Genomic DNA, 18,519 nt, shown 5'->3' with positions numbered 1-18,519 from the left:
CGCCATCTATAGAGCGATGAAGAGAACGCTGGTCTTTTTGCAGTTTGCATATAGGCGGTGTATACCTGATCACAGTAGATATGTAACGGATAACAACAAATTGGCTGTCTGTAGCAGTGCTGCATGCTGTTCTCCATCTCTGTCAGATGCACAGTGTACCGCGTCAGAAATGCAGAGACAGTAGTCCGTGAGTCAGCTCGATCAGTTCCAGCAGATGACGCGGGTCTTTGCCTGTGAGGGTATGGATCCGCTTTAGCCGGTACTGCAAGGTATTGCGGTGAATATTCAGGGCATGAGCCGTATCGTGGATACTGCCGTTATGGTAAATAAAGCTGCGCAGCGTCTCCAGCAGATCGGCGGTATCTTCCAGCCGGGCAGCTGCATTGGACAGCGGCGAGAGAGGTGCCTGGCTAAACTGCACGAGAAATTGCACTTCTTCATAACAGGCGATTCGCGACGGTGGACGTAGAGCCAGCAGAATCTGCATCGTATCGCGGGCTTGTGCATAGCTGTGGGCGATACTATTCTCCAGCCGTCCCGCTGCGATAAAAGCCTCCGGCTGATCCTGCAAAAACCGTTGCATAATAGGCAGCAGCTCTTCTTGATTCTGCACCATGACGAGAAAGGAGCCTTCTTTTTCATGGATCCGAAAAGAAGGAAACAGCAGCAGCAATTTGCCGGTATGTTCATTCAGCTGCAGACCGTGGATATACAGGACAGCTGTCTGCAGCAGTAGATCGAGCTGGTATACCGATGCTTCCCGGCGCAGCTTTTGCGGATAGGAGGAACCATGGTACTCCAGCAGCGTATCCAGAAAAGCTTTTTTGCGGCTGGCTTCATGAGCCAGGCTCTCCAGGCGGCTGCGCTGCTCGATCAACAGCGATACGGTCGTGCGCACCAGATTACAAAAAGGCCTTACTTCATCCGGTTCACCGGTAATCCCGATCACGCCGATATACTGCTGGTCGATCACAATCGGCTCATTGGTACCTTTTTGCTCCAGGCGACCGTCCTGCCAGACCTCGACCCGCTGTCCGGTAGCGAGCGCTTCTACCGCACCGGGATGAATCGTGCCGATCCGCTGCGTACTGCCGCTGCCGATAATAACGCCCTGTTCATTCATGATATTGATGTTGTAAGGGATATCGAGCATCATTTTGTCGACGATATCCTGTGCCTGTTTTTGCGAGAGTCTATACATGTGCTTCCTCCTGTACCTGCTGCATATCCCATGTGTATTAACGGCTGCTGAATGCCACTTTCAGTCCAATTAGTGTAAAGATGACACCCTGCATCGTATTGATTTTGCGGGAGATGCGAGGTCTTCGGATCAGCCAGCCGCGTACCCGTCCTGCGCATACACTGACGATACTGAACAGGATCAGTGCCTGAATCAGGAAAATAAAGCCCAGCACCAGCATCTGCAGCGGAACATAGCCTGCCTGCTGATTGACAAACGGCGGCAGCAGCGCGAGGAAAAACAGCGATACTTTGGGATTCAGGGAACTCATCACAATGCCGCGGCGGTATAGGGTTCCAAAATGAAGAGCAGGCAGCTGACCGCTATCAACGAGCAATTCCTCATCCCGTGCCCGGAACGATTTCCAGGCGAGATACAGCAGGTAGGCGGCGCCTGCATATTTGACGATATTAAACGCCAGTGCCGATTGGTAAATAATCGCCGATATACCGAGTGTAGCAGCCGTAATATGTACGAGCAGTCCGGTGCAAAGACCGAGGGTAGTCGCTATCCCGGCTTTTCTCCCGTGGGCGATACTCTGAGCCAGCACAAACATATTGTCCGGTCCCGGCAGCAAGGTCAGCAGCACCGCTGTGCCGAGAAAGGACAGTACCGATAATAGATCCATTCGCTTCATCTCCCGAATTATATGATTTTGAAATTAGGATATAGCTGTATTCTAACAAAGAACCACAAGTAATCGAAAGAAGTGAAGCCAGTGGGCAAAGCCAAAGTACCAAAATCAACCTGCAGCGTATTACCTGAATGGCGACAGCAAGAAAAGATGAAGATAGCGATGCTCTACGATGCTGTTACTGCTGCAATACTACTGTTAAAATCGTGGCCAGAATCAGACGCGAATAGATGCAGACACAGAAAAAGCAGCCTTTTCCGCTAAAACGGATCAGGACTGCTTTCTTGGATGCAGCAGGGCTGCTATATATAATGGCTCTGGCAGGAGCGTATTTATTTTTTTGTAGAACAAATCAGGAGCGTATTTATTTTTTTGTAGAACAAATCAGGAGCGTAGTCTTATTTTTGTGGAACAGTCAGTTGGTAGCCGGCAGGCAGCAGGTTGTTGGCAGCAACCAGTTCGTCTACAGTCACACCGTATTGAGCAGCGATTTCAGTCAGGCTGGCACCTTGTGGAACAACAACAAGAATATCCTGTTTGGTAGCATCTGCAGAAGGTGTAGCATTATTTTCCGGTTGGGTAGTTGTTACTTCTTCTGGAGTGCCGAACAATGCGTTGAACTGTTCTGCTTGAGCAGCAAGGAAAGCAGCATTGTTGGCAATATTCTCTGCACGATCTTTATTTTTCTCGTGACTGGATTTGGTGTCGGATGCTGCAAAGGCATGACTGCCTCCGATTGGAGCGACAACAGCAACAGCTCCCAGGCTGGCGGCTAAAGCAGTGGACAACATTACTTTTTGAATAGTGGTTTTCATGATAACAATCTCCTCTTGATATATTATTTTTTAGTAGTTAATTACGTTTAATAACCTTATATACTTATAATATTACTAAATTAAGATAATTACAAGTCTATTTAATGAATTTTATAAAATAAATTATTTTAACGTCCCTATATATTGCTCGATGCAGAAACCAATTATCGTTTTACATGAAAAAACAGCCTTTTTTGCATTGTTTCATGCAGCAAAGGCTGTTTGTAAATAAAATTCAGGCATCCCTTTATTATCAGTACATCTACCATTTACATAAAATCATATACATAACGGATTACATGAAAAAAGACAGGTGCTGTATAAGTCAGGCTGTCGACCCGGCTCAGATAACTTTCTTTGAGCGCTTCGGCCCGGTCGCTGTCGCCGATCAGCAGATCCCGCTTCAGTACAGAGATCGTCAGACTGCCGAAAAAACCGGCCAGACTGACCAGCATCCCGATGATCAGGGCAAACTGCGAACCAAACGGTGTCAGATAAGGATGCACCAGATAGGAAAAGGCTGTCGTCGCGATAAACGCACAGATAAATCCTTCCCATGTAATATGCGGGTTGGCGGTCGGTACGATTTTCTTTTTTCCTATGTACATGGAAGCCAGGTAATGAATCACATCATTCAGCTGGGTGAGCAGGACGAGGAATAAAACCAGTCCGCCGCCATATGCCGGTGCAGCAAATGGAAAATAAGCGAGATGGCTAAGTCCGAATACCATTAGCATCAGTCCCCACTGAGTCGAGCTGACACTACGCAGAAACCCGCCGGTGCCTTTGTTGATCAAGCGCGGCAGCGGCAGCAGCAGGAAGACATAGATCGGGATAAAAACGATAAACATCCCGTACCAGCCGATGTAAATCCAGTAAAATTGCAGCGGAATCGCCAGATACGCCCACAGGAACAGCCGTCGGTCGGCTTTGCGTGTACGAATCATGGAAAAGTATTCCTTGAGTGCAAAAAAGGTCAGTGCCATCAGCGATAGCAGCGAGACAATCGGATTGAATAGCGTCGCCAGGCAGAAAATAAAGAACATGCCCCACCACGTTTTGATCCGGGTACCGATAACTTTGTAGTCTCTATCCGGCTGGAGCCTGACAACAGCCAGGTAGACCATTTGTAGAATAAATAAAGCTGTAAAAACCAGTATTAACGTAAATAACGAACCGCTCACGACCGATCACCAACCTGTCTTGAATTCGACTCCCAACACAGGAATCATATGTTATTATGAAGGAATAATTCCAACTTGATAAGGGGACATTTTGAACATGGCCGACGAACAGTCTGTCTTTATCCTGCTGACCAATACCGGTACGCTGTTCACCCGGGTGATCCAGACCTATACCAAGGCACCGTATAATCATGCTTCGATTTCTTTCGATCGTAGCCTGTCCGAGCTGTACAGCTTTGGTCGCAAGCAGCCGAACAATCCGCTGAATGGTGGATTTGTGAGAGAAGATATTCAGACCGGTACATATAGTAAATATCCAAATACCACCTGTGTGATCTATGAACTGCGTGTCTCCAGCCGTGAAGTGGAAAAGATGAAGCGGGTACTGCATATTTTTGTCCGCAGCCAGCAGAAGTTTCTGTATAATCTGCTTGGTGTGATCGGGGTAGCGATCAAGGAACCGGTAGAGTTCAGCAACTCTTATTTCTGTTCCCAGTTTGTGGCGGAGATTCTGCAGCGGTCAGGTATTCGTCTGTGGAACAAGCTGCCGGCACTGGTGACACCGGATGATCTGCGAAAAAGTGAACAACTGCATCTGGTGTACGAAGGCAAATTAAGTGAGTACCAGCCAGAAATGGGTAATGTATAAGGTACATTGTTAGTCGAACTTATGTGGTGCATACAGGACAAATGAATGCGGGCTGACTTCTTTAGACAGGAAGTCAGCTCTTTTGTTTTGCTTATTTAAATATCCAATTATTTCAAAATAATATGATGGATATAGTTTGAACAGACTGGTAAAGGTTAATACTAGCCTAGCAGGAACAATAAACCATTTAAGAGGAGAGACGACAACATGTACAAAAAACTTCAACTGGCATTTCTCGCTTCACTGGTAATATCTGCGACAGCGGTAACCCCTACGTTTGCTACAACTGGCGGAACAACAGGGACCACTGGAACTACCGGCACAACAGGCACCAGTACAGATGCAGGCGGTACAACAGGAACAACAGGAACAACAGGCACTACTGGAACCACCGGAACAGATAGTACTGGAACGATGGGTACGGATACAGGAACAGGCGGTACAACCGATACGACAGGAACAGGAATGACGGATTCCACAGGTACGACAGGTGCCGGAACGACTGACCCTGCAGGTACGACCGGAGGTACAACCGATACAACAGGTACAATGGGAACAACAGACACTACCGGTACCACAGGAACAGGTACTACAGATATGACCGGCACAACGGGTACCACAGGAACTACAGGAACAACCGGTACAACTACCGATACGATGAATATGGAAGATGACGATGATAACGACTGGGGCTGGATTGGACTATTCGGTCTGCTGGGTCTGCTCGGACTACTGCGCCGTAAAGATCGTCGTGATGTGAACGGCACGCGCGTTAATCGTTGATTTTGATTCAATATATAATAATGGCATCCATACCCTTATCACTTGCTGTGAGCAGCATGGATCGCTATTCTCAAAATGCCAACCGCAGAATATAGGCGGTTGGCATTTTTGGTGCCGACAGAGGTTCGTGTTTATCAGAATAGTCGTAATACGTGTAATCGCAACTCCCATGATTTGGAATAGACTTCCAAACAGGCTATACTGAAATTAATTCTCAAGATAATGGGGTGAACAGGTGCCAATCCGTATGATTCGAAGTAAGTAGACGCCGGGCTGGATCAAAACGCGTACCAGCTATCCAGGGAGCAGTCTGTCTTCAGACAACCTACCGGCCATTCACGAATCGGATAAACACCATATGCCCATTATATTAGAGAAGGAATGAGATCAAATGATGAGAGAATCAGAATATAGAGCTTTTTATGATCGGGTCGGACCGGACAATGGCTGGGATTTCAGCCGGATGAAGTATGAATCGCAAGGCATTGCATGGGACCTGTACAAAGAGGTAGCCGGGCATTGTGCACCTCATGATCTGCTGCTGGATATTGGAACCGGCGGCGGTGAGGAGCTGCTGGAGCTGGCGGATGCAGCTCTGCTGCTGATTGGTGTGGAGCAGTCTGCAGGCATGATGCAGAGGGCAGCGGCTAATCTGGCAGCCTCGGATCAACGCAATGTACGTATCCTGCAGATGGATGCCAGAGCGCTGCAGTTTCCGGATGGATTTTTTAATATTATATCCTGTCGTCATGCGCCATTCTCCGCCAGCGAGACTGCACGGGTACTGGCACCAGACGGCGTCTTCCTTACCCAACAGGTCAGTGAAGGGGACAAATGGAATCTGGTGCAGGCTTTTGGCAAAGAGCAGGACCGGCAGCCGGATGGTACACTGCTGAATCGGTACACAGAAGAATTGCATGCCGCCGGCTTCCGTCATATCCACTCCGAAGAATACGATGCCGTGGAATATTATGCGACGGTAGAGGATCTGATTTTCCTGCTCAAGCATGCACCGATTATTCGTAATTTCGGCGAGCAGGCAGAGGATTTTGCAATCCTTGACCGATTTGTACAGGAATACGGTACAGACCAAGGCATCCAGACCAATTCCAAACGTTTCAAAATCGTGGCCCATCGATAAATACAGCAAAAAGGATACTGACATCGCGTCGGTATCCTTTTTTGATATGATTTTCTGTATCCATTGGTGTATCAGGAATATTGGACAGGAGCATCAGAGGCAAATCAGACGACCTGCACTTCGGGTACGACTACTTTGATATGACCAGGCAGAATATGCATATCGATCGGCAGTGCCGGACCTTCTTCACCGTCCACATTCGTACGAACCGGCTGGTTGGACGTTACCTGAATATGACGAGCGGTAAAGTAAATCACATCCTGATGATCCTTGAGATGGCCGAACAACAGGGAAGCCCCGACCGCCAGCGTGTTGAACAGGTTCAGATCTTTGAAAATAAACCCGTGCAGCAGGCCGTCATCTACGGTCGCTTCCGGAGCAATCTTCTCAAATCCGCCCACCGAATTGGTCAGTGTAGCGATAAAGAGCGGAGAGTCGCCTTCCCAGACTTCACCATCGTATTCAATGCGCAGCGGGGCTGCCGAATTGTTTACGAGCTCACGCAGTCCTTCCCGGAAATAGGCGAATGCACCGAGCTTGGATTTATCCTCGGACGATACGGAGGAAAGGGATTCGGCCAGCGAGCCGGCTGCTACGACATTGGCGAACAGCTGGTCATTCAGTCGTCCCATATCGACATCCTTAACCTGCGAAGAGGTCAAAGTGCGGATCGCTTCATCCGGATCAAGGGGAATCTGCAGCGCCCGGGCAAAGTCATTGACCGTTCCCAAAGGCACAATACCGAGCAGTGGACGATGCTTCTGGTCGAGCAGCCCATTAATGGTCTCATGCAGGGTACCGTCACCTCCGATAGAGACGACCAGATCAAAGCAGTCTTCACAGGCGGAAATGCAGAAGTTGGTTGCATCGAGTTCTTTGGCAGTTTCGTTAACGACAACGTCATATCCGGCTTCACTTCGCAGCAGCTGTTCGACTTTTTGCAGGTATTCCAGCGCCAGCTCTTTGCCGGAGGACGGATTGATAATGATCATGGCTCGCTTCACGGACATGTTCCTTTCTCATCATTCAGTAGTATGATTACGCTGCATCACAGCGGAGTACGCGGTATAAAAGTGTGAATCATTACTATTTACCCCAAAAAGCCGGGTTTGCTGTAATTTTCCATAAGAGAAATAGTAGAATATTTGCAAATCCACCAACAGATTCATATAACAAAGAGTCATAAAGCAAAGAACGATACTTTTACAGTCGTTGCGAATCTCAAAGCGCTAATTGAAAACGGTATATAAAATAAAAGAAGTTTACAGTATTTAACACAAATAATGGTTACTTTTACAAAATATTATGATATATTTTACCAGAAATTAAAACGATACCCAAAAAGGAGATACATATTATGAGTAAAATGCTAAAGAAAACGGCTTTGATTTTAATGGCGATTTTTATGCTGCAGCTGGCTGATATTTCGGCTGCATCCGCCAAAAATACACTTGCTGTAGGCGAATCCCTCACTCCGGGTCAAATGCTTTCTTCTCCGAGCGGTCGATTTAATCTGGTTATGCAAAACGATGGGAATCTGGTGCTGTATAAGGATGCAGGAAATCCAATCTGGGATACTAATACGGATGATGCAGAGTATAAATGGAGAGATCCAATCACAGGCCGCGTGATTTACAGATCTCCACAGCTGCTGACACTGACTCCCAACCTGCTGAGAGTAACAGATCAGTTCAAAGATTACACATTCTGGCGTGCAGATGTACAGAGATGGAGCAACGAGCATTACCAGGGCAATGTACCGGCAGGACTGATTGGCGATACACTGGTTGTGCAGGATGATGGCAATGTTGTTCTGTATGCTACAGGAAAAGGTCCAGTGTGGGCTTCCAATACCAACGGACGTTAAGATAGCAGAATAGAACATTTTCGTGTACAGGCTCAGAAAGTGAATAACTCCCATTTATATTCAACATTAATACATATGGAGACACGCCTGTATCTTGAGCCTGTCAAAAAGAGCCGCTTGGATGCGGCTCTTTTTTGTGTGCTATTGAGGTTGGCGGGAGTAATCGTATTGATGAATCCATGCTCATTAACCAATGCAATTACAAATATACCGAGAACGTCGTAGATTCGCCGACTGTACTTTTTGCCTCGATCCGGCCGCCGTGCTGCTCTACAATCGACTTGGCGATCGCCAGTCCCAGACCATGACCGCCCTGCGAACGTGTACGTGACGCATCTGTCCGGTAGAACCGGTCAAAGATTCGTTCCAGATGCTGGGGCGCAATGCCTTCACCAGTGTTGCTGACCGACAGGACTGTCTGCTGTCCATGCCGCTGCAGGGTCAGATGAATCCGGCCACGGGGATTGCAGTACTTGATCGCATTGTCCAGCAAAATCATGATTACTTGCTGCATCTGCTGGCTGCTGCCCTCAATCGTCAGCCCCGGCGTGATATCATACTCCAGCGACAAATCTTTCTCGAAAATGACCGCTTCCATCGTCAGAATCAGATTCTCCACCGTCTCGCTCAGATCAAAAGAACTGTACATCATCGCGGTGCGCGCATCCTCCATCTCGGTCAGGTAGAGCAGATCACCAGTCAGCCGGGACATGCGCTCCGTTTCGCCTTTGATATAATGCAGCCATTTGGACTGGCTGCGAATCGTCTCGTCGGGATTCGCGAGCAGCACATCCGCATTGGTATTGATCACCGCGAGCGGCGTCTTCAGCTCATGGGAAGCGTCCGCGATAAACTGCTTTTGCTTGTCAAAAGCGTCCTGTACCGGGCGGATCGAACGATTGGCAAAGTAGCGGCTGGTGAAAAAGAGCAGGATCAGCATCACCACACCGACTGCGGTGAATGTATAAATCAGATTGGTCAGAATGCCCTGCTGGGCGGTTACATCCAGAAACGTATACAAATACCCGCTGTTCAGCGGCTGCCGGACAAATGCCCAGTCACTGCCATCCAGCGAAAACTGGCCCTGATCGGTATTCATGGCGGTTGCTTCCTGCAATGCACTGGCATAAGTGGTGCTGTCGATATCGACCTGTGATTTGCTGTTGATCTGCTTGCCACTGCTGTCGGTCTCGATCATAAAGGCAACTGCCCGTTCCGGCGGTGTATTCTGATTCTGAGCGCCAGTCCAGCCGCCGCTATTGGCTGTCGTTCCCTGACTGCTGCGCGGAGGCTGGTTACTTCCACCACCGTCAAACGGTTTGAGATAAGAGTCGGAGATACGCATTAGATCCATCCGGACATCATTTTGCACATCACGGTAGGTAATAATATAGATAGAAGCAAAAGCGACCAGCATCAGAATAGAGATCGTCGCCAGATTCAGAATCAAAAAGCGGTTGCGCAGCTGCTTGAACATCAGGTCGTCACCTCAAGCACATAACCTACATTACGGATCGTCGTGATGCGCACCGTGGAATTCAGGAAGTTCAGCTTTTTACGCAAAAAGGAAATATAGACCTCCACATTGTTATGCTCTACGTCCGAATCAAAGCCCCACAGCTTCTCGATAATCTGCTCTTTGGACGTAACGCCCTGCTTGCGGATCATGAGCAGCTCCAGTAGCTCGCTTTCCTTGAGATTCAGCTTCATTTCCTTACCGCCGACGGTTAGCTTGAGTGTGGAGGTATTCAACTCCAGATCGCCGTACTTGAGCCCATCTTCCGGTACTACTTCGCCTTTGCGCCGCAGGGCTGCCCGGATACGCGCCATCAGTTCCTCGGAAGAGAAAGGCTTGGCAATATAGTCGTCTGCCCCGTAATCCAGCCCGGTTACTTTGTCCGAGATCTCGCCCTTGGCGGTAAGCAGAATAACCGGCGTCGCATTCCCCTGGCTGCGCAGCGTCTTCAATACGCTGATTCCATCCATCTCCGGCATCATAATATCCAGCAGCAGCAGATCGTAGATTCCGCTCTGCGCGTAATCCAATCCGGTGCGCCCATCATGCACGGCATCGACAGAGTAATTATGCTTTTTGAGAATTTGCGTCAGCGCCTCGGCCAGATGCAGTTCATCTTCTACGATTAATATTCGCATGGTTGTTAACCTCTTTTATATTAAATTGGCTTGCTATACCTGTATCGTCAGGAGTGGATATCACTCCGGTGTATTCATGGATTGTTCATGTTTGTATTGTAAGGCAGATACCTTTAACGAACCTTAACTTATTAAGGAGAGAACATATTTTTATAGAAAGAACAAAAACATGTTTGCTTCTTAATTACTATATCTACAATCGGTATGCCAGCTATAAAATATAATTTATTCTTATTAATGTACATATCCTATATAGCGAGAAGAAAAAATATTTTGAAGTCATTATGGTAACTCATTCTATAAAAGTAGCCCTTTTGCTGTGACATTGTGAATGTCACAGCAAAGGGCTATTCTATTTTGTTCTTAACGAATCCACGTATAACAATGATCGTTCCAATGGCTTTTAAATAATAAATAACGTCTTATTAACTTCCAGCATGGAGCGGAGGAAAGGGAATTCTGCCAAAGACCGACCTTTGAGAATGGAGACCATGGCAGAATCCCTTTCCGCAGCGGCTTGCCCAAATTCGAGAAAATCGTAAAAATGTTAACGCCATGTAAAACATTTAAGATTCACTAAAGGTTGACCTTCTACTATACAAATATAAACAAGAGACACCACACCAACCAACGCCCAAATGACTCACACCATACCGCTTATCCGCACGGCCGCATACGCCTTGCACACCATAATGAAAAGGAATGATCCCCATGGCTATCGAGGTTTTTAACCGATATGAGAGCAAGTATCTGATGAACACCGCCAAGTTCCATGTATTTTACAGCGATCTGCTGGAATACATGGAGCTGGATGCCTACAACAAGCAGCACGACTTTTACTCGATCAGCAATATCTACTATGACACACCGCATGATTCGCTGATCCGGGCGAGTCTGGCGAAGCCCAAATACAAAGAAAAACTGCGCCTCCGGGCATACGGTGTACCAGAGGCCAATGCCAAAGTCTATATGGAGATCAAAAAGAAATTTACCGGTCTCGTCAACAAACGCCGCACTGCACTCAAGCTGGATGAAGCCTACGAATTTGTCCGTACCGGTCAAGTGCCAGAATACCAGGAGTATATGAACAAGCAGGTGCTGAACGAAATCACCTACTTCCTCCGCCTGTACGATCTGGCTCCCAAGCTGTACCTGTCCTACGATCGCAAAGCACTGTTCAGCAAGGAAAGCCGCGATCTGCGCATTACCTTTGACACCAATATCCGCTGCCGCCGCTACGATCTGAAGCTGGAGCAGGGGGATTACGGCGAACAACTACTGGAGCCGGATCAGTGGCTGATGGAGGTCAAAGCAGAGAACACTGTACCGCTATGGCTGTCCAAGCTGCTGTCCAAGCATGGACTGTACCGGACGAGCTTTTCCAAATACGGCAATGAGTACAAGAAATTGCTGAAAAATCAGGCTGTTCCTACGATTCAGCCGCAGCTGCCGACGATTGAGATTCCTGCGCCTGCCATGATCCAGATTCCTACCGAGAAGGAGAGTATCCGCTATGCTTGAGACGTTATTTAACAGTACAGTAAGCGCCAGTACAACCGAACTGACCCTGAGTGGCGCGCTGTTGACCATACTGGTATCCATTATTCTGGGTGGCATAATCAGCTTGACGTATATGAAAACGAATCCCGGCGGCTTTTCCCAGAGTTTCACCCTGACGATGGTGCTGCTGCCGGTGATCGTGTCTATCATCATCCTGTTGATCGGCAGCAATATCGCCCGCGCGTTCAGCCTGGCCGGTGCCTTCTCGATCATCCGCTTCCGCAGCGCACCCGGCGACCCAAAAGACATTGCCTATGTCCTGTTCACCATGGCAGCCGGCCTGGCAGTCGGTACCGGATACTTCGGTTACGCGGTGCTGTTTACCCTGATTCTCTGTCTGCTGATGTTCCTGCTGAACCGCTTTAACTTCGGTACACGCAAAACGATGCAGCGTACCCTGAAAGTCACTATTCCCGAAAATCTGGGCTACGAAGAAGCTTTTAACGAAGTATTCCACCAATTCAACGTGCAGCATGAACTCAAAAAAATCAGAACCACCGAACTCGGCAGCCTGTACGAACTGATCTACCTCGTCACCATGAAGCAGGAAACCAACCAAAAAGAATTCCTAGACTCCATCCGTTGTAGAAACGGCAATCTGGATCTGTCACTAACAATGAGCCCAAGTCCAGCTAACGAATATTAATTTACCAAATCAAATCTGTCCGGCTGACCCGGACTGCTCCACCAATACAGTTCATTATGGAAGGGAACAATGGATGATGAGAAAAGTAACGCAAAAACAAACCAACCCGACGTCCGCTCCATCGAGAAAACCGGCTTCAAAAAGCCTCGCCCAAAAAGCAGCCGCCACCCTGAGTGCACTGCTGCTGTCGGCTTCTCTGCTGGCTGCATGCAGCACATCAGCCAGTACCGCAACTACATCCTCGACAGCAGCAACCTCGACGATCTCAACGTCAGCGGTTACTACACCGGTCAAGCTGACTAGCGCCGATCTCGTGACCTATAAAGATGCCGACCGCAATACCGACTGGAGCGCAGATAGCTCGACACAGATCAAGCTGAGTAGCACCCGTGCAGTCGTTACAGGTTCGGGAGCCCAAGCTTCCGGCAGTACCGTTACGATCTCGGCCGCAGGTACGTATGTAATCAGCGGCAAGCTGACGGACGGCCAGATCGTGGTGAATAGCGCCAGTGAGGGGGATGTGCATATCATCCTGAACGGTGTGGACATTACCAATAAAGACAGCGCACCGATTTATATCCAGGAAGCGGACAATGTGATCATGACTTTGCAGAAGGGCACCGAAAACATGATTACGGACGGCTCCAGCTATGTATTCGCAGACAGCACGACCGACGAACCGAGCGCTGCTCTATTCAGCAAAGCCGATCTAACGATCAATGGTACTGGTAGACTGAATGTAAAAGCCAACTACAAAGATGGTATTACCAGCAAGGACGATCTGAAGATTGTCTCCGGTACGTTTAATATTCAGGCAGAGGATGATGGAATCGTCGGTAAAGATATGGTAGCGATCGCGCAGGGTACGTTTACAGTGATTGCAGGCGGAGATGGCATCAAAGCGACCAATGACGAAGATACGGAAAAAGGATTCGTGGCGATAACAGATGGCACGTTTACGATCAAATCCGAAAATGATGGTATTCAGGCCGAGACCAAGCTGGTGACCGATGGCGGAAGCTACAATATCACGACCGGCGGTGGAAGTGCCAATGCAGACGCACATACCGAGTCCATGCCTCCAGGCGGTTTCGGCGGCGGTGGTGGAATTCCTCCGCAGATGGATAGTGAACAGGGAACGGCTCCAGCAGGAACGAATACGACAACGCCCGCTTCCACTACCAGCGAAACAACTGTATCTACAGCGTCTGTATCCTCCAGCGCAGCAGTGAGTTCGACTACAACTGTACCTGCAAAAGCCGCGGCTGCCGCTTCTTCTGCAGCGACGAATGCAGCAGATACTACTGCTGCTGCAGAAGAAACGTCCGAGAGTGCCAAAGCCTTAAAAGCTGGCGGAGATCTCGTGATCAATGGCGGTACGTTTAATATCAATGCCAAAGACGACAGTGTACACAGTGGTGCCAGTGTAACGATTACCGGTGGGACACTGAATCTGGCGACTGGCGATGACGGTATTCACGGCGAGACCAACCTGAATATCACCGGCGGCAAAGTCAATATTACCAAGAGTTATGAAGGACTGGAGGCTGCCGTGATCAACGTGGCTGGAGGCGCTACCCATGTGATAGCCAGCGATGACGGTGTGAATGCTTCGGAAGGTGAGACGACAACTACAGCTGATGCTTCCTCCTCATCGGAATCGGCAAATGCCAATAGTACAGCAAGTACTACAGCAGCCCAAGCTGCAGATACTACGACCACTACAGAGACAGCACCGCCCGCGGATAAACCAACTGGCTTTGGTGGTGGTGGTCCGGAATCCGCAGGCAATGCATTGCTGAATATTAGCGGCGGTACATTGTATGTCGAAGCAGGCGGCGACGGTTTGGATGCCAATGGTTCGATCACCATGTCAGGCGGTACCGTGATTGTGAACGGTCCGACCGATAATGGTAACGGTACACTCGATTACGATGGTACTTTTGAAATGACAGGCGGTTATCTGGTTGCAGCAGGCAGCTCCGGTATGGCACAGGCTCCATCGGATGCATCTACTCAGTATTCGGTAGCGATGAGCTATTCGACAGTCCAAAAAGCAGGTACACTGGTGCATCTACAGGACAGCGAGGGCAACAATATCCTGACCTTCGCACCGGATAAAGATTATCAGTACGTCGTTATCAGCTCCCCGGATCTGGCCAAAGGCAGCAGCTATACGCTGTACACTGGCGGTACCTCTACAGGTACAGCAGCTGATGGATTATACAGTGACGGTACGTACAGCGGAGGCACCAAAGGCGTAGATTTTGATATCTCCAGCAGCATCACCTGGCTGTCCGAATCCGGCGTATCCGCCAGCAACCCGAACGGTGGCGGTTTTGGCGGAGGAGGCGGCAGACCACAGCGCAATGCAGCCCAGGGTACCGCGGCACAGAACACTGAAACGACAACAGCTACAAATTAAGCAGAAAAGCACAGACAGGTTACAACGACCTGTCTGTGCTTTTTTTTGGCTGCTAAATAGATCATTTTACCAATGCAAGTTCTTTTTGATCTACAGGGAATCTTTGCTTGATCTGTGCAGGATCGGTATGACCCAGTTCAGTGTCATTTCCTTTGGTATCGATCAACCCATAGCGTAGATCGGATATGGATGCACTATATTGGTAGTAGGCGACTGTAGCAGTAATGGAAGGTCTTTTTCCTATTTCTTTTGTAATTTGGTATGGCAAAAAAGGTAAGCCTTTGCCGCTGGCAGAGGGTTGATCATTGTGATTGGCTGACCAAATTTCCTTGGCTTTGTTATTTTTCACTTCATAATAGCTGATGCGATCAGGCATGGCTTCGAAAAATATATTGGCTTGTCCTACCGGGAAATAGTGGGTTACCGTCTGCATCCCTACTGTAGGCAGTTCTGTTGGCAATTCGGTTCTGGGTAGATCATATATCACTTTGGCTCTTTGTTTGGACAGGATCTGAAGGGCCGAATCAGCGGAAGTCTCCGCAGGATCAACCGGTGACGAGCTGGCTTCACCAATATATACAATTCGGTTCGCTGCATCCCAGTTTACTTTCACACCAATAGACTCTCCAACAAAGCGCAGAGGAACCATAACGACCCCTTCTTTTAAAGTGGCAGGCTGCGCCAACTCGATCCGGGCTCCATTTTGCAGAGCATATTTTTGATCAAGCTGTAATAAAGTTTTGGCTCCAGCAGCATTTATGGTTACCGTTTTACTGGTATTATTCCATGATACATACGTATTATCGCTTCCTAGTTTGCTTACTACATTGATTGGAACCATCGTTACACCATTCCGAATATATGGAGCCACATCCGATGGAACTACGCCATATGCACCTCTAATCTGGATCGATGTATCGGCTGCATAGACCGAATCGCCAAGTGGAGCCACGACCAGACTGCCAGCCAGAATAGAGCCTAATAAGACGGTGGAAATATGCTTTTTGTTCATGATCTGGATTCTCCTTTGTACGAGTAGTTGATTAGACTATAAGTATTTTTCTTCTTACACTATTAGTTGGTGGTACTCACTGCTCTCCTGATTGCTACAATATGATTCGCTACATTCTATACGACAGGCTTGCCCAATGATTCGGCGATAACACGTACCAGCGCAAATATACGGCCGTTTTGAAGTGTTGTCAGTCAAAAAAAGAAAGTGACCCGCATCTGGCATATGTGTTAAAAGCATCATCGGACTTCATGCTTTGAATAACCAAAATAATGCCGCAGCAGGTCACTGTCTATAATTAAAACAATCTGTTACTTGTTTTGGGCTGGATCAGGTCTGTTTAGTGTAAATCTATACGCCAGCAGAGAATGTTAAATAGATTACTGGCTTTATTTTAACTATAAACATCCCTGTACGTCTGTCATCCAGCGCTTAATTTTTCCCTACCAGTGTCATCAGGGAACGAGCTGGAATGGTAATATCTTTTTTCACCGAGACGGTGGACTGCTTTTTTAGGTCGGCGTGTTCAGAGGTCAGATACGGTTTGAACTGCTTCACGTCCTTGCCGCCTGGCAGGTTGGTGACGTCCAGATGGATCGTTTTGGCTTCATCGCTGCTGTTGACGAAGACGACGGACAGCTGTTTGTCTCCATCATGATAATATGCCGATCCCATCAGGCCATTCGGATCATTGGCGCCTTGTAGATCGATGCGTTGTGCGCCGGGACGGACGAATTTGCTGTAATTGCCCAGGGCCCAGAGTGTTTTGGATTCGATAATGGACTGGGTATCACCGGGATTTTTGTAATCGGTATAGACCAGGCCATCTTTGTAATCTTCCTTGGATACGGCGAGCCACCACTGCCATGCGGATGCCTGGGTTGTTACCATATCGTAGTGAATGACTTTGGCTACATCCAGCGCAGTATCCATTGTCAGATCACGTCCCGGTCCGCGGTCGCCGAGGATACAGTATTCGGACATCCAGAACTTGGCGTCCTGCACATACCGATTGAGGTTTTCCCGTACCAGCTCGCGCAGGCGCACCAGACGGTCGTCACCTGGCTTGGCTTCGTCGGACCAGTAGGAGTGAGCGCTCATTTTGTTGCCGATGATACCGGCAATTTGCGGATCGCCGAGCATTTCCTTGATATATTCACTGTATTTGCCTTCAAAGGCACCGCCGGCATTACCGCTCGTATACGTACTGCCTGCTTTGCCGGTATATGTAGCGTACATGTCGTTATCCAGCAGGGATAGGTATTCAACAGCTTCGATCGCATCCACTTCGGTGTCGATGCCGCGTTTGTGCAGTTCTTTATCCAGAGCGATCAGCACTTTTTTGATATCTTCGATATTGTAGCGGTTACCTTCCTGTCCGGCGCGGTTCCAGTCCCAGGTCGGTTCGTTGATCGGGCTGATGTAGTCGAAGCCCAGCTTTTGCTTGTGGAAATGCTCCAGTACATCCGCGAGGAAAACAGCGTAATCGTCAATATAGTCTTCCTTGAGATTAGTGCTGCCTACCGATGGATCGGGCTGGCCGTGACCGTTCTTGGTCATCCATACCGGCGGACTATTCACAAAAGCGACGGTTTCTTCAACGCCGCGCTTTTTGGCAGCCTGCAGGAACCACTGCTGGCCAGCCTGTTTGGACCAATCGTACGGCTTGTCTTCGCCGGATTTGAAGCTCTCCGCCCGGCGCCATGGATCGCTGATAATATCCTGATCGGTATCTACGCTACCCGCTCCAATATTGAAGCGCCAGATCGACAGTCCGATTCCTTTATCCTGCGAGAACAATAGATCGGCGACTTTATTTTTGTTCTTTTCCGACCATTCCGAGCCGATATGGTCGATACTCCAGGCACCGGATGCGCCGAAACCATCGATTTCCTGATACCGCTGCTGACCGTTGATCGTAATCTGTTGTACGCCAGATGTTGTAGATTTTTGAGCGGCGATAGACTCGGCATGGTCACTTCCGGCTGCTCCGGCACTGGATGCCATACCGGAGAACAGCATCACAGATAGTGATAATGCGCCGAGCCTTGGCAAAAAGCCTGTTTTGTTACCGTGAACATTTCTCATTACAATTCCTCCTTTGAATAGGTGAATAGAGGTACAGCAGCGTAAAGGTAACTAGAAAGGAGATACCGTTACAAATTTATTGTATACGCTTACAATATGTTAAGTATACCCAATTACAGATTTTTTAGGAATCTAATTTATTCATGCCAGAGTAGGAACGCCAAGGATTGACGATGAAGCATGCTTGGCCGGTATACTGTATAGAGGAATGGGTATGCGGGAAATAAATAAAGCTATTCTGCCAGTCGTGACAAACAAAAAAATAAGCTATGTAAATATCAAAAGCGAAATAAAAAACACAACAATCCAATGCGATTAATC

General features: G+C 48.4%; 16 protein-coding genes. 7 read left to right on the top strand and 9 right to left on the bottom strand.

Annotation, left to right across the window (positions count from 1 at the left end; genetic code table 11):
• Positions 1-163 precede the first annotated feature (163 nt).
• The 4 genes from AR543_RS02270 to AR543_RS02255 all read right to left on the bottom strand — a co-directional run bounded on the left by AR543_RS02270 (position 164) and on the right by AR543_RS02255 (position 3,873).
• On the bottom strand, positions 164-1,201 hold the full coding sequence (locus AR543_RS02270) for a CdaR family transcriptional regulator (protein WP_060531467.1): 1,038 nt from the start codon (positions 1,199-1,201) through the stop codon (positions 164-166).
• A gap of 37 nt (positions 1,202-1,238) precedes the next feature.
• Positions 1,239-1,868, bottom strand: a complete 630-nt coding sequence (locus tag AR543_RS02265; protein ID WP_060531465.1) for a LysE family translocator — start codon at positions 1,866-1,868, stop codon at positions 1,239-1,241.
• 404 nt (positions 1,869-2,272) lie between these two features.
• Positions 2,273-2,689 (bottom strand): LysM peptidoglycan-binding domain-containing protein, encoded by a 417-nt coding sequence (locus AR543_RS02260; protein WP_060531463.1) that lies wholly within the window; start codon positions 2,687-2,689, stop codon positions 2,273-2,275.
• 269 nt (positions 2,690-2,958) lie between these two features.
• Positions 2,959-3,873, bottom strand: coding sequence for a phosphatidate cytidylyltransferase (locus AR543_RS02255; protein WP_087071241.1), 915 nt, complete (start codon positions 3,871-3,873; stop codon positions 2,959-2,961).
• 97 nt (positions 3,874-3,970) lie between these two features.
• On the opposite strand from AR543_RS02255, the gene AR543_RS02250 reads away from it, so the two are divergent.
• The 3 genes from AR543_RS02250 to AR543_RS02240 all read left to right on the top strand — a co-directional run bounded on the left by AR543_RS02250 (position 3,971) and on the right by AR543_RS02240 (position 6,446).
• Positions 3,971-4,522: a hypothetical protein gene (locus tag AR543_RS02250; RefSeq protein WP_060531461.1), complete on the top strand. Its 552-nt coding sequence runs from the start codon at positions 3,971-3,973 to the stop codon at positions 4,520-4,522.
• Between the two features lie 207 nt (positions 4,523-4,729).
• The gene (locus AR543_RS23990) at positions 4,730-5,305 is read left to right on the top strand and encodes a hypothetical protein (RefSeq protein ID WP_060531459.1); all 576 of its coding nucleotides are present in this window, start codon (positions 4,730-4,732) and stop codon (positions 5,303-5,305) included.
• Positions 5,306-5,699: 394 nt separating this feature from the next.
• Positions 5,700-6,446, top strand: a complete 747-nt coding sequence (locus AR543_RS02240) for a class I SAM-dependent methyltransferase (protein WP_060536607.1) — start codon at positions 5,700-5,702, stop codon at positions 6,444-6,446.
• A 104-nt stretch (positions 6,447-6,550) separates the two neighbouring features.
• On the opposite strand, the gene AR543_RS02235 is transcribed toward AR543_RS02240, so the two are convergent.
• Entirely contained in the window at positions 6,551-7,450 is a 900-nt protein-coding gene (locus AR543_RS02235) for a diacylglycerol/lipid kinase family protein (RefSeq protein ID WP_060536606.1), read from the bottom strand.
• A gap of 353 nt (positions 7,451-7,803) precedes the next feature.
• Between AR543_RS02235 and AR543_RS02230 the strand changes: the two genes are divergently transcribed.
• A complete protein-coding gene (locus tag AR543_RS02230; protein WP_227871819.1) occupies positions 7,804-8,313 on the top strand; it encodes a hypothetical protein in 510 nt (169 codons plus the stop codon).
• A 199-nt stretch (positions 8,314-8,512) separates the two neighbouring features.
• Here the strand turns inward: AR543_RS02230 and AR543_RS02225 are convergent, their stop codons facing one another.
• Together AR543_RS02225 and AR543_RS02220 are read right to left on the bottom strand one after the other, a co-directional pair.
• Positions 8,513-9,790: a sensor histidine kinase gene (locus AR543_RS02225; protein WP_060531457.1), complete on the bottom strand. Its 1,278-nt coding sequence runs from the start codon at positions 9,788-9,790 to the stop codon at positions 8,513-8,515.
• Positions 9,790-10,467, bottom strand: coding sequence for a response regulator transcription factor (locus tag AR543_RS02220; protein WP_060531455.1), 678 nt, complete (start codon positions 10,465-10,467; stop codon positions 9,790-9,792). The genes AR543_RS02225 and AR543_RS02220 overlap by 1 nt, the downstream gene beginning before the upstream one ends.
• Positions 10,468-11,178: 711 nt before the next feature.
• Between AR543_RS02220 and AR543_RS02215 the strand changes: the two genes are divergently transcribed.
• The 3 genes from AR543_RS02215 (at position 11,179) to AR543_RS02205 (ending at position 15,098) form a co-directional block, all read left to right on the top strand.
• The gene (locus AR543_RS02215) at positions 11,179-11,988 is read left to right on the top strand and encodes a polyphosphate polymerase domain-containing protein (protein ID WP_060531453.1); all 810 of its coding nucleotides are present in this window, start codon (positions 11,179-11,181) and stop codon (positions 11,986-11,988) included.
• Entirely contained in the window at positions 11,981-12,673 is a 693-nt protein-coding gene (locus AR543_RS02210; protein WP_060531451.1) for a DUF4956 domain-containing protein, read from the top strand. The genes AR543_RS02215 and AR543_RS02210 overlap by 8 nt, the downstream gene beginning before the upstream one ends.
• Before the next feature lie 76 nt (positions 12,674-12,749).
• Complete coding sequence (locus AR543_RS02205) at positions 12,750-15,098, top strand: carbohydrate-binding domain-containing protein (RefSeq protein ID WP_060536605.1); 2,349 nt, start codon at positions 12,750-12,752, stop codon at positions 15,096-15,098.
• A gap of 61 nt (positions 15,099-15,159) precedes the next feature.
• Here the strand turns inward: AR543_RS02205 and AR543_RS02200 are convergent, their stop codons facing one another.
• On the bottom strand, positions 15,160-16,110 hold the full coding sequence (locus AR543_RS02200) for a copper amine oxidase N-terminal domain-containing protein (protein ID WP_060531449.1): 951 nt from the start codon (positions 16,108-16,110) through the stop codon (positions 15,160-15,162).
• Between the two features lie 432 nt (positions 16,111-16,542).
• Positions 16,543-18,198 carry a glycoside hydrolase gene (locus tag AR543_RS02195; RefSeq protein WP_060531447.1) on the bottom strand — a complete coding sequence of 552 codons (1,656 nt, stop codon included), beginning with the start codon at positions 18,196-18,198 and terminating at the stop codon, positions 16,543-16,545.
• Positions 18,199-18,519 lie beyond the last annotated feature (321 nt).

The organism is Paenibacillus bovis, assembly GCF_001421015.2.
GTDB lineage: Bacteria > Bacillota > Bacilli > Paenibacillales > Paenibacillaceae > Saccharibacillus > Saccharibacillus bovis.
Note: the sequence above shows the minus strand (reverse complement) of the source record. Positions and strands in the feature narration are given on the sequence as shown.